Source organism: Acinetobacter sp. YH16052, assembly GCF_013417155.1.
In the GTDB taxonomy this organism is placed as follows: Bacteria; Pseudomonadota; Gammaproteobacteria; order Pseudomonadales; family Moraxellaceae; genus Acinetobacter.
Genome location: NZ_VPEO01000002.1, coordinates 107,019 through 130,374, shown reverse-complemented (window position 1 = coordinate 130,374; position 23,356 = coordinate 107,019). Strand labels below are relative to the sequence as shown.

The 23,356-nt window shown below is 41.0% G+C and carries 21 protein-coding genes; 15 read left to right on the top strand and 6 right to left on the bottom strand.

The features are described 5' to 3' along the window. Positions 1-69: 69 nt before the first annotated feature. The 8 genes from FTV42_RS02090 (at position 70) to FTV42_RS02055 (ending at position 8,844) form a co-directional block, all read left to right on the top strand. On the top strand, positions 70-1,491 hold the full coding sequence (locus FTV42_RS02090; RefSeq protein WP_180037246.1) for an FAD-dependent oxidoreductase: 1,422 nt from the start codon (positions 70-72) through the stop codon (positions 1,489-1,491). A gap of 184 nt (positions 1,492-1,675) precedes the next feature. Further along, positions 1,676-2,266, top strand: coding sequence for a LemA family protein (locus tag FTV42_RS02085; RefSeq protein WP_180037245.1), 591 nt, complete (start codon positions 1,676-1,678; stop codon positions 2,264-2,266). A 32-nt stretch (positions 2,267-2,298) separates the two neighbouring features. Continuing rightward, positions 2,299-3,351 (top strand): YgcG family protein, encoded by a 1,053-nt coding sequence (locus FTV42_RS02080; RefSeq protein ID WP_180037320.1) that lies wholly within the window; start codon positions 2,299-2,301, stop codon positions 3,349-3,351. Continuing rightward, on the top strand, positions 3,345-3,905 hold the full coding sequence (locus FTV42_RS02075) for a TPM domain-containing protein (RefSeq protein WP_180037244.1): 561 nt from the start codon (positions 3,345-3,347) through the stop codon (positions 3,903-3,905). The genes FTV42_RS02080 and FTV42_RS02075 overlap by 7 nt, the downstream gene beginning before the upstream one ends. Positions 3,906-4,115: 210 nt before the next feature. Then, positions 4,116-4,667, top strand: a complete 552-nt coding sequence (locus FTV42_RS02070) for a pilin (RefSeq protein WP_180037243.1) — start codon at positions 4,116-4,118, stop codon at positions 4,665-4,667. A 54-nt stretch (positions 4,668-4,721) separates the two neighbouring features. Further along, on the top strand, positions 4,722-6,380 hold the full coding sequence (locus FTV42_RS02065; RefSeq protein WP_180037242.1) for an O-antigen ligase: 1,659 nt from the start codon (positions 4,722-4,724) through the stop codon (positions 6,378-6,380). Between the two features lie 6 nt (positions 6,381-6,386). Beyond that, positions 6,387-7,118 (top strand): TfpX/TfpZ family type IV pilin accessory protein, encoded by a 732-nt coding sequence (gene tfpZ, locus FTV42_RS02060; protein WP_180037241.1) that lies wholly within the window; start codon positions 6,387-6,389, stop codon positions 7,116-7,118. 91 nt (positions 7,119-7,209) lie between these two features. Further along, positions 7,210-8,844 carry a PglL family O-oligosaccharyltransferase gene (locus FTV42_RS02055; RefSeq protein WP_180037240.1) on the top strand — a complete coding sequence of 545 codons (1,635 nt, stop codon included), beginning with the start codon at positions 7,210-7,212 and terminating at the stop codon, positions 8,842-8,844. Between the two features lie 47 nt (positions 8,845-8,891). On the opposite strand, the gene bfr is transcribed toward FTV42_RS02055, so the two are convergent. Continuing rightward, entirely contained in the window at positions 8,892-9,356 is a 465-nt protein-coding gene (gene bfr / locus FTV42_RS02050; RefSeq protein WP_005263858.1) for a bacterioferritin, read from the bottom strand. 231 nt (positions 9,357-9,587) lie between these two features. On the opposite strand from bfr, the gene FTV42_RS02045 reads away from it, so the two are divergent. Next, positions 9,588-10,649: an RNA-guided endonuclease TnpB family protein gene (locus FTV42_RS02045; protein WP_180037239.1), complete on the top strand. Its 1,062-nt coding sequence runs from the start codon at positions 9,588-9,590 to the stop codon at positions 10,647-10,649. A gap of 160 nt (positions 10,650-10,809) precedes the next feature. On the opposite strand, the gene FTV42_RS02040 is transcribed toward FTV42_RS02045, so the two are convergent. The 5 genes from FTV42_RS02040 to gmk form a co-directional block, all read right to left on the bottom strand. Beyond that, positions 10,810-11,004, bottom strand: a complete 195-nt coding sequence (locus FTV42_RS02040) for a bacterioferritin-associated ferredoxin (RefSeq protein ID WP_004644972.1) — start codon at positions 11,002-11,004, stop codon at positions 10,810-10,812. A gap of 220 nt (positions 11,005-11,224) precedes the next feature. Then, complete coding sequence (locus FTV42_RS02035) at positions 11,225-11,608, bottom strand: RidA family protein (protein ID WP_004644973.1); 384 nt, start codon at positions 11,606-11,608, stop codon at positions 11,225-11,227. 75 nt (positions 11,609-11,683) lie between these two features. Next, complete coding sequence (locus FTV42_RS02030; RefSeq protein WP_180037238.1) at positions 11,684-13,789, bottom strand: bifunctional (p)ppGpp synthetase/guanosine-3',5'-bis(diphosphate) 3'-pyrophosphohydrolase; 2,106 nt, start codon at positions 13,787-13,789, stop codon at positions 11,684-11,686. A 214-nt stretch (positions 13,790-14,003) separates the two neighbouring features. Beyond that, positions 14,004-14,285 carry a DNA-directed RNA polymerase subunit omega gene (gene rpoZ, locus FTV42_RS02025; RefSeq protein ID WP_004809957.1) on the bottom strand — a complete coding sequence of 94 codons (282 nt, stop codon included), beginning with the start codon at positions 14,283-14,285 and terminating at the stop codon, positions 14,004-14,006. A gap of 76 nt (positions 14,286-14,361) precedes the next feature. Then, on the bottom strand, positions 14,362-14,985 hold the full coding sequence (gene gmk, locus FTV42_RS02020; protein WP_019836168.1) for a guanylate kinase: 624 nt from the start codon (positions 14,983-14,985) through the stop codon (positions 14,362-14,364). Between the two features lie 134 nt (positions 14,986-15,119). On the opposite strand from gmk, the gene ispH reads away from it, so the two are divergent. The 6 genes from ispH to FTV42_RS01990 all read left to right on the top strand — a co-directional run bounded on the left by ispH (position 15,120) and on the right by FTV42_RS01990 (position 23,352). After that, positions 15,120-16,070, top strand: a complete 951-nt coding sequence (gene ispH, locus FTV42_RS02015; RefSeq protein WP_180037237.1) for a 4-hydroxy-3-methylbut-2-enyl diphosphate reductase — start codon at positions 15,120-15,122, stop codon at positions 16,068-16,070. 162 nt (positions 16,071-16,232) lie between these two features. Next, positions 16,233-16,724 (top strand): GspH/FimT family pseudopilin, encoded by a 492-nt coding sequence (locus FTV42_RS02010; protein WP_180037236.1) that lies wholly within the window; start codon positions 16,233-16,235, stop codon positions 16,722-16,724. After that, on the top strand, positions 16,721-17,230 hold the full coding sequence (gene pilV, locus FTV42_RS02005; RefSeq protein ID WP_180037235.1) for a type IV pilus modification protein PilV: 510 nt from the start codon (positions 16,721-16,723) through the stop codon (positions 17,228-17,230). Before FTV42_RS02010 ends, pilV begins: the two co-directional genes overlap by 4 nt. Further along, positions 17,230-18,201: a PilW family protein gene (locus FTV42_RS02000; RefSeq protein WP_180037234.1), complete on the top strand. Its 972-nt coding sequence runs from the start codon at positions 17,230-17,232 to the stop codon at positions 18,199-18,201. Before pilV ends, FTV42_RS02000 begins: the two co-directional genes overlap by 1 nt. Then, positions 18,201-19,010 carry a hypothetical protein gene (locus FTV42_RS01995; RefSeq protein WP_180037233.1) on the top strand — a complete coding sequence of 270 codons (810 nt, stop codon included), beginning with the start codon at positions 18,201-18,203 and terminating at the stop codon, positions 19,008-19,010. Before FTV42_RS02000 ends, FTV42_RS01995 begins: the two co-directional genes overlap by 1 nt. A gap of 25 nt (positions 19,011-19,035) precedes the next feature. Beyond that, complete coding sequence (locus FTV42_RS01990; protein ID WP_180037232.1) at positions 19,036-23,352, top strand: PilC/PilY family type IV pilus protein; 4,317 nt, start codon at positions 19,036-19,038, stop codon at positions 23,350-23,352. Positions 23,353-23,356 lie beyond the last annotated feature (4 nt).

The following is a 23,356-nucleotide window of genomic DNA, read 5'->3' as shown; positions in this document are numbered from 1 at the left end:
CACTACTGCAGAAACATAGGGAGATGTAAGGCAACTGTGAACCCCTTACATCTACCCACGGAGAGAGACATGGCAGAACGCCTGAATAATGACTTTCAATTCCTGGATGTCGCACGCCAAGATCCAGAGAAAAAAGAGATTGATGTCCGCAAAGCAGAATTTGTGGAAATTTATAAGCCTTATACAGCGGAAATTGCAGCCAATCAGACGCATCGCTGCCTAGGCTGTGGTAACCCGTACTGTGAGTGGAAATGTCCGGTACATAACTACATTCCAAACTGGTTAAAACTGGTGTCTGAAGGCCGTTTGTTCCAGGCGGCTGAACTGTGTCATCAGACCAATACTTTGCCGGAAGTTTGTGGTCGTGTCTGTCCGCAGGACCGTCTGTGTGAAGGGGCGTGTACCCTGAACGACGGTTTCGGTGCGGTGACTATTGGTAATGCTGAAAAATATATCAATGATACCGCCTTTGCTTTGGGCTGGCGTCCAGATATGTCCAATGTGCAATGGACCAATAAAAAAGTCGCGATTATCGGGGCAGGTCCTGCAGGACTTGGCTGTGCGGATATTTTGGTGCGTAACGGGGTAAAACCTGTGGTCTTTGATAAACGTCCAGAAATTGGGGGGTTGCTGACTTTCGGTATTCCAGAATTCAAGATGGAAAAAGATGTGATGAAACGCCGCCGTGAAATTTTCACCGGTATGGGGGTGGAATTCCGTCTGAATACTGAGATTGGTACAGATGTGACCATCGACCAGTTACTTGCGGATTATGATGCGGTATTCATGGGTATGGGCACCTATACTTATATGAAAGGTGGTTTTGCCGGTGAAGATCTGAATGGTGTTGTTGATGCACTGGATTTCCTGATTGCCAATGTCAACCGTACCCAAGGCTGGGAAAAAGATCCGGCTGAATACATCAGCGTACAAGGCAAAAAAGTCATTGTGTTGGGTGGTGGTGATACAGCGATGGACTGTAACCGGACTTCGATTCGTCAAGGTGCTGAGACAGTAACTTGTGCTTATCGTCGTGATGAAGAAAACATGCCGGGTTCACGCCGTGAAGTACAAAATGCACGTGAAGAAGGGGTAGAATTTCAATTCAACCGTCAGCCAATCGAGATTGTCGGTGAAAATGGCAAAGTGACTGGCGTGAAATTTATTACTACTCAGCTAGGTGAGCCAGATAGCCGTGGTCGCCGTAGTCCGGAACCAATTCCAGGTTCAGAAGAAATTTTGCCTGCGGATGCAGTACTATTGGCATTCGGTTTCCGTACCAGTCCTGCGGACTGGTTTGCTGATGTAAGTATTAATCTAGATGGTTCAGGTCGTATCGTTGCCGCTGAACAGCAGCAATATAAATTCCAGACTTCAAATCCGAAAATCTTCGCCGGTGGTGACATGGTGCGTGGTTCTGACCTCGTGGTTACTGCGATCTGGGAAGGTCGTCAGGCTGCAGAAGGTATCCTGGATTACCTGAATATCTAACAGTTAAAAATTCACTGTAATTATTTAAGGAACCCGCTATGGCGGGTTTTTTAATCTTTAATTATTTCCAAACTTAAAATAGGACGCATTAAAAAGATTATAAAAAGTAACAAAACTTTAGAAAATACTGTTTAAAATCAAATTAATTATATAAATATCAATAAAGAATTGAGGACGAGACATCATGCGTGTATTAAAACAATCTCTCATAGCTTTGATGCTGGCCAGTACCTTAACCCTGAGTGGCTGTGGCTATAACACCTTGCAAGTGAAAGATGAAGCAGTGACTGCAGCCTGGTCTGAAGTACAGAACCAGTATCAGCGTCGTGCCGATCTAGTGCCAAATCTGGTGAATGTCGTAAAAGGTTATGCCGCGCATGAAGAACAGGTACTTACAGAAGTCACTCAGGCACGTGCCAATGTAGCAGGCCTCAAAGTCGATCAGGAATTACTGGAAAATCCCGAATTATTCCAGCGTTACCAGGAAGCACAGTCACAAATGACCAGTGCTTTGTCACGTTTATTGGCGGTCACTGAAAACTATCCAGACCTGAAAGCCAATCAGCAGTTCCGTGATTTGCAGGTGCAACTGGAAGGCACTGAAAATAGAATCGCCGTGGCACGTAACCGTTACATCACTACGGTTCAGGACTTTAACTCTTATGCGCGTCAATTCCCGCAAGTGATGACCGCCAAAGTAATTGGTATGGATACCAAACCAAACTTTAGTGCTGAGCAAAGTGCCCAAAAAGCTCCAACGGTTTCCTTTGAGTAATATCAAACTTCAGAAGAGAGAAGGTGGCTGCAATGAGGCATAATCTGGCTGCACAATTCTGTATCGGGCTATTGCTCAGTTTAACAATGAGCCTGAGCAATCTGGCTTGGAGTGAGACTGCGACAGCAACGGATACTGAAGAAGTCATTGTAGCGCGTGAAATATTACAAAAGCCGGCTGCAACTAATCCTCAAACAGCTCAAACGGATATTGAAGTAGACTCTGCCCGGCAGCCACAAATTGCCAATGATATGGCGGAAGGGCAAATTCAGCGTGATTTACCCAGTCTGAATGAACCGGTGATTGATCAGGCAAATTTACTCAGCTCAGCTGAGAAGCAGGCGATTAGCCAACGTATTTTAAACTTGCATAATGCCGGTAAAGGCCAGATTGGTATCGTGATTGTTCCGACCACGGGTCAGGAAGATATTTTTGATTATTCCATGCGCGTGGCCGACGCTTGGCAACTCGGTTCAGCCAAACGCGATAATGGTTTACTCATGACCATTGCTATCAATGATCGCCGTATACAAATTCTGACTGGTTATGGTCTGGAAGGGGTGCTGCCCGATATCGTGGCAGGCCGGATTATTCATGACACCATCACACCGTATTTTAAGCAAGGGCAGTATGCGCAAGGGATTGCTGCAGGTCTGACTGAAATAGAACGGATTTTAAATCTGGATCCTGAAATTGCAGCACAGGCGGCCGATGAGCTTAAAGAACGTCAGGAACAGGCTTATCAGGCACAAAAAGCCAGCAAGGCAACGTTCAGTAGTGTGCTGTTTATTATTGTCGCAGGTGTCGTGGGTTCCATGATTTTCGGCAGAAAACTGAGCGCTGCGACTGCCGCAGTTGCAGGTACAGCTGCCGGTCTGGTCAATGGCATGGGTTTGCTTGCAAGTTTAATGATTGGTACAGGTATTTTCTTTTTATTGATAACTTCTATAGCCCAGCTGATATTACATGCCTTTTTAGCCGGTGGCGGCCGAGGCGGCGGTAGCGGTCGAGGTGGTTTTGGCGGCGGCGGCTTCGGCGGTGGCGGTGGCGGTTTTGGTGGGGGAGGAGCATCAGGCTCATGGTAACAACTACAGATACAACAGAAATTGTCACACAACCGAAGCTGGAAGAATATGCACAGCCGAGTTTTAAGCGATGGTTCAAGCATTTCTTTTATATGCCAGCAACCAAGCGGTTTTTCTCTAAGCAAGATCAGCATGTAATTGCATTAGCTGTTGAAGAAGCTGAGCATGGGCATGTGGGGGAAATTCAGGTAGTGATTGAAGGCTGTTTACCTTCACGATCGGCCTATTATCAGGATACGTTGTGTCGTGCCCGTCAGTTGTTTGCTGAACTGGGCGTTTGGGACACCGAATATAACAGTGGTGTACTTCTCTACTTAAACCTTTGCGAACATAAGGTTGAAATCGTGATTGATCGAGGCATCAAACAGGCGACAACTCAAGAAGTTTGGGATCAGATTTGCCAAAATATCATTCAGCAATTAAAGCAAAAGAAATTTAAAGAAGGTGTAATTGAAGGCGTAAAAGAGATTGGACACGTATTAGATCAATATTATGATCGAAAAATAGATGATTTAAAGAATGAATTAGGAAATAAACCCATTATATTAGGGTGAACTATGTCAATTAACTGACAATTTTTGTCAGTTAGTTACACAAAAGAAAATACAATAATTACAAAAATAAAAATATTTTTTTAAATTGCTGTTTTTTCTCTTAATTTTATTATAATAAAACTTGGCATACTTAGTGCTAAATATAAAATTAAGCTAAATGAGCTCTTTCTTTAGGCTTATAAATAAACAAAAACATTTGTGGAGAATGTTATGAATACAGTACAAAAGGGTTTTACCCTTATTGAATTAATGATTGTTGTAGCAATTATCGGTATTCTTGCTGCAGTTGCACTTCCTGCATACCAAGATTATACAGTTCGTGCAAAAGTATCTGAAGGTATTTTAGCTGCTTCTTCTTGTCGTACAGCAGTAACGGAAGCCGTTGATTCAGGTTCAATCCCATCAGGTACAGATGCTTTATGGGGGTGTGAACAGGGCTCAGGTACGGCAGCAGCTACTGCAGCCACTAAATATGTACAAACAATCAAAGTTTCTTCTACTGGAATGGCAGTTGGTCAAATTCAAGTATTGTTAACTACGGATCCTTCTTTAAAAGGAGCAAGTGGTAAATATATCTACATGACACCTAAATTAGCTAACGGTTCTAATTTAACTATTTCAACCGTTTCTCCAGCAACTAATACAGCTGCTGGTGCTTTAATTAAAGAGTGGAGCTGTGGTCCTGTATCAACAGAGCTTGCAGCAATGCAAAAATATCTTCCAGCAACATGCCGTGTTTCTCAAACTGCTGGAACATTCTAAAATATTAAGAATCAAAAGCTGACTTCGGTCAGCTTTTTTTAGAATAAAGTTAATATGAGTATTATAATTTTTATAATTTTTCTTTGTTTTGGGTTATCTTACTTTATAGGCCTATCTGCGTTTCCATGGACTTCATCTTCGCAAGATTTTTTATGGTTTTTGGGTCTAATTTTATCTTTTAGCTTATTTTATAAAAAAGAAGTTAAACTGCCTAAAATTACTATTCCTATTCTTTGTATATGTTTCATTCCTTTAGTCCAATTTACTTTTGGGCAGGTATATTATTTTTCTACGGCATTTTTGAGTTTTATTTTCATTTTTGCTTTTGTAGCCACTGTTTTATATGGCTATAATAGCCATCACTTGGCTGATAAAAATAAAATTATTCAATATATTGCGTATTTTTATACGCTTATTGGATTGATTAGTAGTCTATTCGCCATTGCGCAATGGTTGCAAATTTCTCATCCTTGTATCTTAAATTTAATTCACAATCGACCTTATGCAAATTTAGGTCAGCCGAATCATTTGGCAACACTTTTGATGCTGAGTATTTGTAGTGTTGTGTTTTTATATGAACAGCTTAAATACAAATGTTTTATATATATCCCTATACTCTTTTTACAATTTCTTGCACTTGCTTTGACGCAATCTAGAACAACTTGGATTATTTTGATTGTACTGTTGTTTAGATATCTATTTAAAAAAATTCGTTTCAAAAAAAGAACAACACATTATTTACTATCGTTTTTCTTCTGTTCATATGCGCTAATTTTTATATTTAATGCACAGATCGCACAATATTTTAATTTGGTTATACCTGTACCTTTAGAAGATCGTATTAATGGTGGTTTTGCGCGTATTGAAATGTGGAAGCATATGATCTATGCCATCCAACAGCAGCCTTGGCTTGGCTATGGATGGTATCAAACTACGATTGCTCAGCTTCAAGGTGTACTGCTGTTTAAAAATGAAGGCAATCTCTCAAGTGCACATAATATTATGATTGATTTAATACTATGGGTAGGCATTCCATTCGGTATTCTTTTGATTTTTTATAGTTTGTACTTAATCAAGGTGATTATTTGTAATATTAAAACAACAGATGAACTTTATGTATTTATAATGATGCTATGTATATTGGTGCATGCTCAGCTTGAATATCCACTATATTATAGCTATTTCTTATTCCCTTTGGGGTTCTTTGTTGGAGTATTATTGATAAATTGCAATGTCAATACAATCTCAATCAATGAAAAATTAAAGCAAGTAACTTTTTTATTTTCAATTATATTTTACGCTTTAATATTTCAACAATATGATCAATGGTTGACGAATCTGGGCTATGCATCAGGTATGGAAAATACAGGTCAATCACAAAATAAGCAATCAGTCATTTTTTCACAGTTTGCAGATCGAGCTGAGTTTATTGTTGCAAAAGTGGATAAACAGTATGCTGAAGACAAATTAGATTCATTTGAGCACTATGTAGTTAGTCAACCAAGCTACTATAATTTATTTAAAATGGCACAAATATTTTACTTTAATCAAGATTGGGTGAAAGCAAATTATTATTTTGAAGTATCGAATGCACTATATAATAAAAAGGCTTTATTCAAAGATTTATCAAAAATCGATACACACCAAAGTAATAATATTGCATCGCTATTTTTAAAAAAGCATGATGATCTATCAGCCCCAAACATGAAGTAATTGGTTATGACAAAGCGTATTCAGTTTTTTATCAAGCATCTAACGTTATCCTTTATCATTGCCCTAGTGGTGCTTGGGGTTGTTTTTTACTGTTGGTACCCTACACCACTTGCAAAAGCTGTTGGTGTAACTTATATCATTTTAATGTTATTTGCTATTGATATTATTGTTGGACCTTTATTAGGTTTATTGGTTTATAAAGAACATAAAAAAACCTTAAAATTTGATTTGACTGTCATTATTTTGATCCAGATTTCGGCTTTGATGTATGGTATTTATAGTTTGGAGCAGGGGCGACCAGCTTGGATTGTTTATAATGTAGACCGTTTTGAGCTTGTGCGTAAAAATGAAATCATCAATGAAAATATTGAAAAGGCACACCCACAGTACAAACAGCCCTCATTATTAAAACCCCAATATGTGATGGTTGAGGTGGCTACAGATATTCAAAAGCGTCAAGCTGATTTATTTACGGAAGTGCTTGGAGGAGTGTCATTATCACAAATGCCAGATCGTTATATTGAATTTGATAATAAAGCACTTGTGCTAGGTAAAAATATTTTGAATATTAGAAAACTTTATGAGTACAATGAGGCATTAAGTGTTCGTAAAATTTTAGACGACTCACCTACAGCAGTAGGATTTGTACCACTAAAGGCAAGTCAAATAGATATGACGGTACTGCTTGATGCACAGGGTAAACCACTTGCAATCGTCGACCTTCGCCCGTGGAACTAACTTGTATTTGAAAGATCAAAACAAAAAGCAGATTCCCCTTTAATCTGCTTTTTGTTTATCATGTGCCAAACTTCTACCGCTTGATATTTCCATGAAATTCATGCTCGCTCTAATAGCAGCAATTCTCATTTCCCTTGCATGGCTCATGCCCATTCATTATCGGCCTTGGGTGACATATACGGGTGAGCTATATGCCTTTTTTGTACTATTTGCTTTAGCTGCAATTTGCCTCAAAGAAAAACTCAAAATTCCAGCTCTCAGTCTGCCATTATTGCTACTCGCCTGTGTACCACTGATACATTTTCTGACAGGACAGGTATTTTTCTTTAGCACTGCCATGATGGGCTTTATTTTTGTTTTTAGCTTTTGGCTGGCAAGTGTACTTGGCTATAATTTTTCTACAGGAAACAATAGCCGAGAAGAAACCTTTACCCATTTAAGCTATGTATTCTTGGTGTCAGGCACCATTACAGGATTAATTGCTCTATGTCAGTGGATAAATCTTGACTCAATATTGCCAGGCATGGTGAATATCAGTGGCAATCAGCGGCCCTATGCCAACTTCGCCCAGCCCAATAATATGGCAACTTTTTTAGTCATGGCATTGATGAGCTGTTTGTACCTCTATGAAAAGAAAAAAATCCAGACCAAATGGTTGTTTGCCTGCGCTGCTGTGATTGTCATGGGAGTGGCGTTAAGTCAGTCGCGTACTGCATGGGTCGCTGCAACCGCCATCATGCTGTATTTAGCGTTCTACCAATATAAAGGCATTATTCACCTGAAATGGGTTTACAGCACCGCTTGGTTCATCTTCTTTATTTGCTGTATTGTGGCTTTTCCATTACTCAGTCAGCTGGCTGCACAGGTGATGAATACGGACGTAGTCCAAAGCCGAGATGTAGTAGCGCGTGCTACCGGTGATATGTCACGCCTCGCAATCTGGCAGCAGATGCTGGCAGCCATTCAGGCGCAGCCATGGTTTGGCTATGGCTGGTATCAGACCAGTGTCGCTTTTGTCTCGATTAGTGATACGGTGCAAGGTCCGGTCTGGATTCGTAGTTCACATAATTTTATTCTGGACTTTTTGCTCTGGAATGGATTAATCATCGGTCTGCCTTTCTTGGCCTACTTTGGTTATTTGGGCTATCAGTTGCAACGCTGGGTCAATACGCCAGAGTCTGTCATTGGAATTTTGATGATTGGAGCATTTGTCACACATGCCATGTTTGAGTTTCCACAGCATTATGCCTATTTCCTGTTGCCAGTAGGTTTTATTCTGGGTACGGTTCTGGCACAAAGTCCAAAAACTAAAAAAGTGGTTATGCCATCAATTGGTATGAAATTCATTTTTTCTGTTGGGTTACTTCTATTAATTGTGATTTATCGCGATTATGATGTTGCAGTACCAAAACTCGGGCAAAGTATTCGTTATGAAAAACAGCCGGAAAAAATCACCAATGAAAAACCAATTTATCTACTGACTGAGTTTAATCATCGTATTGCCTGGATTCGTCTGAATCCTTATAGCAAAGCGTCTGCTGAACAGATTCAGGAAGGTGAACAAATGGTCTTGAGTTATCCGACTAAATATAACCTGATCAAATATGCCAAACTTTTAGCTTTTAATGGATATGAGGCGGAAGCCAAGCACCAGCTGCAACGCTTAAAGACCATTCAGAAAACTGAAATGAGTTATGAAGAATTAACGCAGGATGTACCTCGCTAAATACAAAAAAGCCAGCAGATGCTGGCTTTTTGGGCTTAATTTTAAGTTTAGAGCTGACTTTGAATATAGTTTTCGATGCCAATATTCTCGATCAGATCGATTTGTGTCGTGGTCCAATCCAGATAGTTTTCTTCTTTCTCTAGGATTTCCTGTACCAGATCACGCGTTACATAATCCATTTGGGTTTCAGCCAGCGCGACTGCTTTCTGGATGGCTTCAATATTTTCTTTAACTTTGCGCACATCACAATGCAGCACTTCTTGAGTATGCTGACCAATATACAGTTTGCCCAGATTCTGTAAATTCGGCAGACCTTCCAAAAATAAAATACGTTCAATAATTTTGTCGGCATGTTTCATCTGAACAATGGATTCTTTATATTCTGCCGAGCCCAGTTTCTCAATGCCCCAGTCATTAAACATGCGCGAATGCAGGAAATACTGGTTAATGGCAGTTAAGTGGTGATACAACACCTGATTGAGCTGATTAATCACATCACGATTGCCTTTCATCGCATAACTCCATTTGGACCTGTTTTATCTTTCTAAGAAAGCGCTCTAATCCTGATAGTAAAGCAAGTCAGGGGCAAATGGCGAGTAATTTATCAAATCAAACGTAAAACCTCGTTTTCAAGGCAGGGATATAAATGAGTGACCTAAGCCATACGACATGAAATGTCGTTTCAAATTAACATTTTTAACTTTGGATATTCTATTGGTTATTTTCATTGATAAAATAATCGCATGAAAACACTTAAATTACGCATTAAAGATAAACATTCCAAGATATTAGAGCAATTAGCATCTGAAGTGAATTTCGTCTGGAATTATGTCAATGATTTAAGCTTTAAACACCTTAAAAGAAAAGGTGAATTTCTCAGTGCTTACGATATTGCTGAATATACGAAAGGTACATCTAGGCTTTGTGGGTTACATAGTCAAACCATTCAGGCTATTACCGAAGAATTAGTCATACGCAGAAAGCAATTCAAGAAGACCAAACTAAGATGGCGGGTCAGTCATAAGAAATCAGCCAGAAGATCACTAGGTTGGATACCCTTTAAGAAAGTAGCAATCAAGTATGCTGATGGCCATATCCAGTATGGCAAGCATCAGTTTAAAATATGGGATAGCTATGGACTGTCAAATTACAGTATCAAGACTGGTTCGTTTGTCGAGGATGCGCGTGGCCGCTGGTATGTCTGCTTAGTTGTGAATAGCCCTAAAATTGAGAAATCGACTGCGACTAATTTGATTGGGATTGATCTGGGCTTAAAGGATATAGCCACTTGTTCGGATGGTACGATAATTTCAAATCCCAAGTTCTACCGTCAATATGAACAGAAATTAGGGATTGCTCAACGAGCGAAAAATAGAAAACGGGTCCGTGCATTACACGCCAAGATTGCAAACTGTCGTAAAGACCATTTGCACAAAGCGAGTACAATGCTTATAAAGAAAAATGCACTAATTGTTGTAGGCGATCTGAGTGCGAAAAAACTGGTGAAAACCAAGATGGCGAAGTCTGTTCTGGATACCGGATTTTCAGCATTCAAGACCATGCTCAAGTATAAATGCGAGAACGCAGGAGTATGGTTTGAAGAAGTTAGTGAAAGTTTCACAACCCAAATGTGTTCATGCTGTGGTGAGGTCACTGCAAGCAGTCCGAAAGGTAGAGCAGATTTGCGAATAAGAGTATGGGAATGTGAAAACTGTTCAAGTGTTCTGGATCGGGACTTGAATAGTGCTAAGAACATACTTGCGCTTGGGCATAAGCGTCTCGCAGGAGGAATCAGCTCTATTTAGAGAGGTGAGGATGTCAAGGAACAGCAAATGAAAATCGACATCGAATCGATCCAGACTCAGATGAGTGGCAATAAAAACCCGCCAGAGTCAAAGGCGGGGGAGGAGTAATGATCGAAGATCATTGTTTTTCATTATGCTTATAAGGAGAAATATTTTTAATTTATGCTGCAACTGCCAGCCGTGCTGCAATTTGTGAAACTTCATCACTGATGATCATACGGGCTTCTGGTGCACAGCGGCCACAGCAAGTTCCCAAGTCCAACATATCGCGGACATCACGATAACTTTCAGCGCCATTTGCAATAGCATCTTTAATGTCTTGATCTGTAATGCCACGGCATAGACAAACGTACATAGGACACAACCACAGTGATTGAATAAGATAAGTAATATTATTGATAATTGTTATCGTTTGTCAATAAAAATCATTTGAAATAGCTTTTATCATGATTGATGATTTAGATAAAAAATCACTGCCTGAGCGGAAATCCAAGTACTGCTTAGATTTCCGCACAAGAGTGATTTGTGATTTAGAATGAGATATTGCAGGGCGGGAATTAAGTGGTTTTTATAACTTATTGATTAATGATGACAATACCATCCATTTCAACCAAAGCATCTTTAGGCAGGCTGGCGACACCTAAAGCGGCACGTGCTGGATAAGGCTGGGCAAAATACTCGCCCATAATCTGGTTCACGAGTTGAAAGTGAGACAAATCGGTCAAGAAAATATTCAGTTTGGCGATATCTGCCAAAGAACCACCGGCGGCTTCACAGACTGCTTTTAAGTTATCAAACACCCGGCGAATTTGCGCTTCAATGCCTTCAACCAGTTCCATACTATAAGGATCCAGGCCAATTTGACCTGATAGATATAAGGTATCACCCACTAAAATGGCTTGCGAATAAGTGCCAATCGCAGCAGGGGCATTTTCAGTATGGATTACTTGGCGGGACATTAATTTCTCCTTTTATCATCGACATACATCATATTCGATCAATTCGGCCGATCAAAGCACTATCGTTTTAAATGATTAACTCGCTTTAGAGGCTTCACTGAAAACAACGGGCTGTGCCAGACGGATAATTCGCGGGAAACCGAAATACATGCGTAAATCCCGGATAATCTGTGCAATCTGTTTACGGTTATGCACCACGATATTGACGTAAGTTTTGTCATCCTGAGTGCGCACCATTTCCACCCCGGAATGCGCTTTACGACATTGGTAAATCAGGTCGGAAATCTGCTCGTCATTCATGTTCAGGTCAATGCTGAGATAGGCAGTAAAGCTGATATCTTCCAGATCATCAGAGGTCCACTGCAACAACATGATATTTTCTGGATGCTGATGCTGTTCATGCAGCAGGTTATGGCAGCGCGCACGATGCACAATCAGACCGCGACGGGTCAAATGCCCCTGAATTGGATCACCCAGCACAGGATTGCAGCAATGTGCATATTTGACATCGACACCTTCCGTTCCCTGAATCAGACGGTCTGAGCTGGCAATATTCTGATGCTGATCTTGGGCAAATAAATGGTTGGCCACCAGTTGCGGTAATAAATCACCGACTGCAATCTGTTCAAATAGCTGTTCCTTGCTGGAAACATGGCGCCATTCCAAAAGATTTTTCCAGTCTGCTTCCGTCAGATCACGAATGGAACGATGGAAGAGTTTCAGTGCACGATTGAGAGCCTGTTGCCCGACCAGACGCTGTTCGTCTGGGTCCTGATCACGCAGAATATTCTGAATAGCACGACGAGCTTTCTGGGTATTAATAAAACTGAGCCAATCTGGGTTCGGAGTCGCAAGGACATCGGTAATAATTTCGACCACCTGACCACTGACTAGAGGAGTCGACAGTGGTTTGGTCTCATTATTAATTTTTGCACCCACCGCATGGTTGCCCAGGAATAAACTCGCGGCATAAGCAAAGTCGACCGCCGTGGCACCTTGCGGCAATTCATGTAAATGGCCGTGCGGAGTATAGACCCAGATTTTTTCTTGGTGCAGATAATCCAGTAGTTCACTGAAAGTGGTTTTGGCACATTCACCATCGACCAGAACATTCAGATTTTGCATCGAGGCCTGAATCGCAGAGCGGCAGGCTTGCGGCGCACTTTCACCGAGTACAACGCCAAAACGTGCCGCTTTACGCATGAGTTCGGTTTGAATAGTCAAAGACAAAGTGGTCTTTTCGCCTTTCAGGCGCATCATCAAGGACTGGTTGCCTCCCGGTAATGGGCGGCGGATATGATCTTCATAACTCTGGATTTTAAAACTTTGTGTCAGGATTTCTGCCAGTCGGTCACAGTCCGCGATGCTCTGTAAAATAATTTCAAAAGCATGGCTATGAGTTAATTCTTGTAGATCGATATCATTTTTAACGAAGTGGCGCAGTAGCTCAATATTATTATTCTTCTTCTTAATCCGGCCCTGAATGGCATTCTGTTGCAGCAGTTCAGTCAGGTTCTTTTCCCATTTGGCCTGATATTCACAGCGTTTTGGCTTGGTTTCCAGCAGGGCAGCCTGCACATTGTTATACATATCCAGATCTAGATTCTGATAACAAAGATGTTCCAGGTTATCGGCCATTTCGTTCATACCGACAATACGTGCCATTGGAACAAAAATTTCAAAGGTTTCGCGGGCAATACGCGCGCGTTTGTCGGGACGCAGTGCGTCCAAAGTGGTCATGTTGTGATAACGGTCGGCCAGTTTCACAATAATGACACGTGGATCTTGTAAGGTGGCTTGCAGAATTTTCCGGAATGAAGCGGCTTTATTATATTCTTTATCGCTGGAATGACTCAGTTTGGTCACGCCATCGACCAGCTCGGCTACAGTAAAACCAAATGTCTCAGTAATATCGTCTTTGTTAAACTCGGTGTCTTCAATCACATCATGCAGCAAGGCAGCCATTAGCGTTTCAGGGTCAAGACGCATATGCGCCAGAATACAGCTGACCGCAATCGGATGCAAAATATAAGGTTCGCCACTTTTACGTACAATCCCGTCATGGGCAATATCTGCATAATCACAGGCCGCAAGCACACGTTCAACATCGCTTTGATTTAAATACGCGTCGATAATGATCTCTAACTGCTGCTTGGCTTGACTGACCTGTGGGCCTGGCATAAAACACCTTTAAAACTGAAATTCTTACAAATAAAACCATGAAAGCTTTGATCAAATGCAAATTGTATCGCTTGCTTGTCTTTTACTTTAACCAGGATCAAGCCGATTCAAGTTGCATGGCTAACCCTTATGTTATAACCGTTCTGGCATAAATATAAAAGTCACATAACAAAAAAAGCCTAGTTTAAAACTAGGCTTTTTCAGTGACGATCTCTTATTGGAAAGAAAAACCATCTAAATTCAAATTATTTGCAGAAAGTGCAAGGTCAAGACTCGAAGTTTGATAGTCTTGATCACGTTGTTTCAAAATATCTTTAGAAACGTGACCTTCTGCAATTTCACGTAAAGCAACAACGGTAGGTTTGTCATTGTCCCACTCAACGGTAGGTTCTATGCCTTGACGTGCCAATTGACGCGCGCGCTTGCTTGCCACTAGTACAAGCTCAAAGCGGTTGTCTACATGGTCTAAACAATCTTCAACGGTAACGCGTGCCATAAGAATTCTCGTTCGAATAATAAATTTAAACAGACTGTGCAGTATAAGGTGCTTTGCTTATAGACTCAAGTTTTAATCACGCGCTTGGCGGGCTAATTAACTTTTCAATCAAGGCTTGATGACGATGTGCCTGCTGCGCCGTCACCAAACGGTTGGCAATAATCACTGCTTCTAAATCGTGCAGGGCTTTATTAAAGTCATCATTAATAATTACATAGTCAAAATTGACATATTGCTGCATGTCTTCAACTGCGCAGCCCAAACGATGCTCAATCACATCGACTGTATCGGTGCCACGGTTAGACAAGCGCTCACGTAAATCAAACTGGCTTGGTGGAAGAATAAAAATTTGCTTCGATTCAGGAAAAAGATTGCGTACTTGTTGAGCACCTTGCCAGTCAATTTCAAGCAATACATCGTGACCTTTGGCTAACTGCTCTTTAACTGTTGCTTGCGCGGTGCCGTAATAATTGCCAAATACTTCTGCATACTCAATAAAACCGCCTTGTTCTACCAAGTCGATAAAATCTTGTTTTTGTGTGAAGTGATAATGCACACCATCGAGTTCGCCGGGACGCTGACCACGTGTTGTGTGAGAGACTGAAACGTGTAAATTATTCACACGCTCAAGCAGGGCTTTAACAAGGGATGTTTTGCCTGTTCCTGAAGCGGCAGAAACGACAAACAATAGACCCGACATGATATTTTTCCTGATATGATAAAATATCTTCTCTATTTTAGAGTAGACGCCCCTTAAACAAAATAGCCAAGATGGCTTTTGTTGGCATAATTTTTTAAACATCCGACCTATTTAACTTCAACATAGAGGGTTCTATGGAAATTGTATTGGCGAATCCACGTGGTTTTTGTGCAGGTGTAGACCGAGCAATTGCGATTGTAAATCGTGCCCTTGAGTGTTTTAACCCCCCTATATATGTACGTCACGAAGTGGTACATAATAAATTTGTGGTAGATGACTTACGCCAACGCGGTGCAATTTTTGTCGATGAGCTAGATGAAGTGCCAGATGACAATATCGTGATTTTTAGTGCGCATGGCGTATCTAAAGCGGTGCAGCAAGAAGCGGAGCGTCGCGGCTTAAAAGTATTTGATGCGACTTGTCCGTTGGTCACCAAAGTACATATTGAAGTCACCAAATATGCGCGTGAAGGCACAGAGGCGATTTTAATTGGTCACGAAGGACACCCCGAAGTTGAAGGGACGATGGGTCAGTACGACAAGAAAAATGGCGGCGAAATTTATTTGGTAGAAGATGAAGATGATGTGGCTGCACTTGCGGTTCAGCATCCAGATAAAGTGGCTTTTGTGACACAAACTACTTTGTCGATTGATGATACTGCCAAAGTGATTGATGCCTTGCGCCAAAAATATCCGAATATTCAAGGGCCACGTAAAGACGATATTTGTTATGCTACTCAAAACCGTCAGGATGCAGTGCGTGACTTGGCCAATCAATGTGATGTGGTGTTGGTGGTGGGTTCGCCAAATTCATCTAATTCTAACCGTTTGCGAGAGTTGGCTGAACGTATGGGGAAACGCGCCTACTTGGTGGATAATGCAGACGAGTTGGAGCAAGCATGGTTTCAACCGAATACAAAGATTGGTGTAACTGCAGGCGCCTCTGCTCCAGAAATTTTAATTAAACAAGTGATTCACCGTTTGCAGGACTGGGGGGCAACTGCACCTGAAGAGCTGGCAGGCCGTGAAGAAAACATTACCTTTAGTTTGCCCAAAGAGTTACGTATTCCTGTAACACAAGCTTAAACTGCGAAGTACATAACACTTTAAAAAATGATTAAAAAGAGGCAGATAACCCTTGTATGACGGTTATCTGCTTTTTTATGCCTTTTATCTGTTCTGTGTGGGTTTTGTAACTTTAATAAGTATGATTTTAACTGGGCCAACATTTTTGCCTAGGGGGAGAGCATGCGAAAAAGTCAGGGATTTACCTTAATTGAATTGATGGTCACCATTGCGGTGCTGGCGATTGTGGCGATGATGGCGGCGCCTTCTTTTGGGAATTTGATAATTAAGCAAAATCTTAAAACAACAGCTTATAACATGAGGGATACATTAAAAGAAGCTAGAAGCCGCGCCATGTTGAATCGAAATGAAACTGTGGTTTGTACTTCAATAAATAAGTCAGCTGTTGCGGTAACAGAAGCTGGATGTGGGGCAGCATTAACAAATTATTCAACCAGCATGACAACTTCCCTTAAAAAAGATAGCGTTCTTATTGTAAATGTTGAGAAAAAAATAAATTTAAAAAGCACTTCAGATGATAGTTTTGTTTTTTCGGCTCGGGGAAATTTAAGTGCTTCCAAAACAATTACTTTTTGTTCTTCTGCTGGGTCATATGTATTAACAGTTGGTATTCCTGGAACAGTTGAAATTGCACAAGGAGGAGCTTGCTCATGATAAGTGTTTCCAGCCAAAAAGGCGTTGGGTTGATGGAGGTTTTAGTTGCGATGCTGATTCTTGCTATAGCAATTTTAGGCTATGCTGCGCTGCAAGTTAGAGCTACGGCTGCGACTGAAGAATCGATTAAAAGGGCTGATGCGCTTATTTTGCTGAATGGGCTTGCAGAAAAAGTAAGATTAAATCCGACAGGTAATTACAAGGCCGCTATTCCAAGTGCGTTGCCTAATTGTGATAGTGGCTGCAATGCCGTGAATCAGGCGCTTTATGACTTAAAACAATACAGTGATGTTGCGGTATCAAAAGGGATGGAAGTTGGGGTAATTAATTGTTTAAATACTTCGGCAAGTCAGGAGCGATTATGTTTAATCGCGGCTTGGGGGGAAACTCAGCCAATTACTGATGCTAAAGCTACTCCAGATGCTCCCGCAGTTCAAAATGCATGTTTAAAAACAGATGGAAAATATGCAGATGATTCTAGTTGCTTGGTGCTGGAGGCATATTAATGAAAGTGTTTAAACAGGCAGGTTTCACGCTTATTGAATTAATGGTTGCGATTACACTCGGTCTGATCTTGGTGGCCGTAGCAATTCAAATGCTTATAAGTGGGCAGCAAAACTATCGGATTCAATCCTCGGCCGCATCTTTGCAAGATAGTGGTTTATTTGGGATCAACTACGTCACGAAGAATATTCGTTTGGCGAACCACGGCAATGCTGGAATTATTAATGATGCGTCATTGTATGGCGGTATTGTATTAAGCAATCAAACAAGCAGTACTGCTACCCCTCCGGCAGATGGTAATTTAAAAGGTTTGAAAATTGGCACAGCATTACTGTCTGGCGATAATTTATTGTCAGCAAGTGTAAATAATGACAGCGCATTTAATACTTATCCAAAAAGTGATCAGCTGGTCATTATGTATCAAGCACCTATGGATACTTTTACATGTGATGGTAAAAAAGTACGAGGGCCAATAAAAACAAGTACAACTTATGCCAAAGGCTGGTATGTCATTGAGCGTTATTACATTAGTAAGGATAGTTCTAAAAGTGAAGCAAACTTGAATTGCTCCTCAAGTATGTTTCTTGCAGATGGAGAAACTGTTCCACAAACTTATGAGTCTCAAACTATTAATGCTGTAAATACACTGACAGCAAATTATGCAGCAAATGCTGGCGAAATTATTGCAAAAAATATTGAGTATATGCGAGTGCAATTGGTTGTTCGTAATACCAATGGTACTACACGTACTTTAGGTGTGAATGACTATAAAGCAATTACGACATTGCCGCGCCCAGCGGTAATTGGTGTGAATTTAGGCTGGCTTGTACGTTCTTCAGAAAAGGTCGCAATGGCTGAAAAAACAGAATTCAAAGTTTTAGATCAGGCGATTTCTGCGACAAAAGACGGTTACATGCGTCAGGTTTACACCACAACAATTGCAATCCGTAATGGTGGATTGGGGGATATTTAATGATAAATCATTCTAAACACCAGCAGGGTGTAACCCTTATTACAGTATTGATTTTGTTGATATTGATTACTGTTGTTGGCTTGTATGCTATCCGCAACAGTATTTTTAGCTTAAAGCTCGCGACAAATGCTCAGGTACAAACCTTATTAATGCAAACTTCTGACGTGGCATTGGATCATTTAGAAAAAAACTTTAATGCCAATGAAAGCACGAATTTAGCGGGTACACCAATTGGACAAGTTTTATTAGATGGCAACCAAGGTAAGGAGCTGCAGTTTTGTTTTAAACCAACAGAAATAGAAAGCAGTGCGGCTAAAAATAACATGTTCTTTAATCTTGGCGACTTTCGAATTATTGAGCGTGCTTCGGCGACTGCCGCTACAGGTGTAAGCGCTGCGCTTTCTGGAGATATTGATGCGGTTTGTAATCCAGCAACAATGTTTTCTATCAGCCGTAAAGCAATTGTGACGCAGGTTTCTGTTGTTAATCCAGATGATCCAGCAGTGGAAATGCGCAAATTTGAATTAACCAATAAAAATACAGATTTAAAAGCGGATGTAGATACTAAGCGTATTCGTGTGGTTGCAACATCGTTTGCTCCTGCTATGGCGCCGTCTGTAACTTTGTCGGATATGAATACATGTTTGAGAGGGCGTGTAATGGATGATTTGCTATTGAAGAATCGTGCAAATAGTTCTGTAGGCCAAGTTAAGGTTGAAACCTTGCATGAATGTTTAAATCAGCTGGGTGTACCGCTGAATACGCAAGTTGCAGAATATGTAGTCCGTTTAACCGAAGCAAAAAATTAAGCACTGGAAGATTGGGAGAAGAGAAATGAGATTAAAACCCCTTGTAATAATGATGGCCTTGCTTCCAGTGATGGCGGTACCAACAAGTACAGCAGTCCTTGCAAGTGACTTGAGCCTGTATAGAGGAAATACGACTGGAAAAACGTCTATTCTGTTAATGCTGGATACATCAGGAAGTATGGGGATTAGTTCTCTAGTACTGCCGAAAAATAATGCTTATGGTAGCCCTGGGGATGTGGATAGTACCTTATGTGCTCAACAGGAAGTACATGAGTCTGGTGGGAATAAAGCGGGGAATATGCGTGAGTACCAATATGATGCGATAGATACCCGTACTCAAGTGAGGGTAAATGGCACCTTGATTACCAACCCTACAAGGACTAAAACCTCATTTTATAAAGCAGTCATCGTAAACGGTACCACTGTACCTTACTATGTGCGTGGTTGTGGAACAGCGACAGTCGATAGTAATGGTAATTTAGTGGAAAGCAATACAGGTAAGTTTGACCGTTTATCTCGCTTGAAAGATGCCATTATTACCTTGTTGGCAGATGAAGATAGCTTATCGGATGTGAGTATTGGTTTGGGACACTTTTCTACCCAAACCTCACTTAAAGTGGGTTCGGCGAGTAGTAATGTTCAATTTGTCGATGGGCACTCAGGTAATATTCTCGTACCAAACGTAGCCCTGACTAAGGATGCGGTTGGGAGAGCACATCGATTAAGGCTCATTCAGGCGATTGCCCAGTTTCAGTCTTTAGATACAAAAACAAAACAAGATGGTTCTAACGCTGACACTGAGAGTGTGACAGATAACGTAGGATCCGGTAAAACTCAAAACTTTACTGCCAGTAAACAACGTTACTCATCAAAAAATCCACCGCAAGACATTAAGAAAGCATCCAGCGGAACCCCAACTGCACATGCTTATGCTGAAGCTGCTGCTTATATGATGGGAACTCAAACTCGCCCAAACAGTCTGTCCACCAATTATATTAATTATGTATATGATGGTGCAACTCAACTAAGACGAAGAACTAGTACTAGTGATCAAGATGATCAAGCGTATTTTATTTGTGTTGAATTGGGGACCACGCCAACGAACGCCTTGGGGGGGACCAATAATGTTAAGCAATGTATCAATTCTTGGCCGTACCGTAATGGAAAAGCTGTACATAATGATACGATTGATAATGTTTATAAGCCTAATGGTAACGGGGGCTGGATTCGAATTAAGGATAATTCGGTAGCTAAAACAGAGTTTATCACTAGAATGGGCACCGTAGATGATAATTGGCAGTTATATTCAAAATTTCCATCGGGTTGGCGTTATGGCGGCTGGATGAAAGTAGATAATCTACCTATGGATATTGAGCCTGTTGCTGCTGCAGCGTGGGATCAAAATACTGATTTTCGTAACTTAGTGACTTACCGAACTAACCCTTTTGCTTTGACGGAATCGGCTCTTACGGCTTCTGGCAACCCCTATACTGACAATTTAAGTGGTGGTATTTCCTATTCCGCTAATGATACCAAAAATGCAGCAGGCACAAAATACAATATAGGTGGTTCAGAGGGTAGTTGTAATGGTAACGGTATTTACTTCTTAACCGATGGTGCACCTAACTCGACTAAAGACAGTATGGCAAGAGCGATTATGAATGACACGCTCACCACCACTCTAGCCTCTGGTAGTCCAGCAGGAACGTATGGTTTTTCTGCAAAACCAACCGGGAGTGTATTGGTTTCCCCTGCTTTAAAATCTAACCTATTTTCGGGTGAAACAGGAGGTTGGGAATATATTGGGGCATACTCAAAAAAGATTCTTGACCCAACCAAAAACCCTGCCAATATGAAAATTAAAACTGCAGTGGTTGGTTTTGGTTCTTCTTTCGCCGGTATTCCAGAAAATGGAGATGGTAGTTATAACTGCGAAGCGGTGAATGATCCTACAAAATCAAATTATAACCCAGATGCATACAATGCATGTAAATGGGGCGGAGCTGAATATGGAGACGGAGGTTTCTACTATGCCGAAAATGCGGATGACATTAAAAACAGTATTATTAAATTTGTATCGGATGTAGAAGTTAGTTTCACCCCATCTAGCCTAGGTTCCATATCTGTACCGCGTGATCCTTTAGATCAGACAAAATCTATGACTGAAGGTTTTTTCCCAATGATTATGCCTATGGAAGATTCTACCTTTCGTACATGGGCTGGGAATTTAAAGAAATATAAAATTCTTGACGGTACGCTGAAAGACAGCAGTAATAATGCAATTTATAAAGTTGAAAACAATCAGCAGGTTATTAACTCATCTGCAAAAGATTTATGGTCTACCGCGGCTTCTGGCTCTGACCATTCATTAATTAATAGTGGTGGTGCATGGAATAAAATTCCTGTTCCATCTACAGCTTTGGCTGAAGCAGACTCAATCAGCAATAAAGATAGTGAGCGTAAAGTCTACATCTTAGATGGCAGTTCTTTAAAAAAAGTGACTAAGACAAATCTGGCAACGAATACTACTGGTACAGATGCTCTGAGCGGGACTTACACAATTAACCAGCGCCTAGCTTTGTTGAATTATATGGGTTATCAAACTGTATTTCCTGCAGCCGCGACACAGACAACTTTAACTTCTACAGAAATTAATACGCTCGCAGTAAATCCGGCTAGCCCATATAGATTCCTTGGTGGGGTGGTGCATTCAACGCCGCTCATGGTAACAAAAGAGTCAACAGTAACTTCTAGTAATGTTGCGGATACACGTAAAGAATATACAGTTTATGGGTCAATGGATGGCGGCTTGCATATTGTGGATGCTTCGACAGGTAAAGAGCAGTCGGTATTTGTTCCGCCAGAAATTATAACGAATCAATATGATACGTTGGCTGGTAAAGATTCAAAAGGGGTGGGTAGCCTGTCGGGTATAGCTTATGGTGTAGATGCACCATGGGTAGCGGACAATACATTTAAGGTGCAAATTACTAAGTCTGGTACAGTTTCAACCACAAAATATGTTGCCAATAAAATGAATATTTATGGCGGTTTACGTATGGGGGGAAGTGGGCTTTATGGATTGGATATACTTAATCCAGCAAGTCCGAAGCTATTATTCCAAATTAAACCGACATCAACAAATGAATTTCAGCGTATGGCTCAAATCTGGGCTAAACCGACTATTGCTGAAATTCGTGTCAAAGGCGAACGTAAAAAAGTCTTAATTTTTGGCGGCGGTTACGATGCTGATGTTTATGAAAAACCAGCGGCTACTTTTACAGAGCCGTCCTCAACTTATGGCAACGCTTTATATATAGTAGATGCTGCAAATGGTAACTTGATCTGGATGAGTAGCTCAAATGGCTCAGGAATTAGTGACAGTTATAAGAAAACGATTAATAGTGATATAAATTACAGTGTTGTAGGGCAGCCTGTGGTACGTGATTATGATGCCGATGGTCTTGCAGACATGATTTATTTTGCAGATTTAGGTGGACAGATTTTCCGTGTAGACTTGAATAACAATAATCAAATGTCTGCAACTGACAATACTAATATTGCGGTGCGTGTGCAAACCATAGCGAAGTTAAAAGATGGAACATTTGTACCGCGTTTCTATGACCGTTTATCTACGGCAGTTTTTGATGATGGGCAAAACCGCTTTGTACTTGTGACAGCAGGTTCAGGTAATCGCAGTTTTCCTTTGGAAGCGGAAGTCGGCGGAAAAAACAAAATCTACGGTTTAATTGACCGTGATGCAGCAGCCAATGGTTTGGAAAACTCGAGTTTTACATCTGCTGCGACTATTTTGCCAGCGAATTTGGCTAATTCAGGCATACTTGGCAAAACGGTTTCTAAGCAAATTTCTGCTGCTGATATCGCTAATATGAAATTAACAACTGGTAATACTATGCTTCGTGGTTGGAGTTTTGAACTACGTTCAGTTGATTCAGGAAATTATGCGCGTGCATTTGAAGATTCACAGCTTATTACTGGTGATTTATATGTCAGCCTGTATGATCCGAAAGCGACATTGACTGGAACTGTAAGTGGTTGTGGTGGTGGTGTGGCAGGTATTTCTACGACTCACCGTATTTGCATGCCATATGGTGACTGTGCTGCATATGTTAAAACTAGCTATCAAGGTATTAATGGCCCTGCCTTTGGTGCTGTTTCCTCTACTGATCCAAGAACAACCATGTTGGTTGGACCTATTGCGGAGACACAAGAATCTTGTGTCGGAAATTGTAAGCCTGCAAATACAACTTTAACAGATCAAAATCTGTATAAATATAGCCAGGCACGTAAGATTAAGCCTGTCCGCTGGTTTGAGTGGTAAGGGA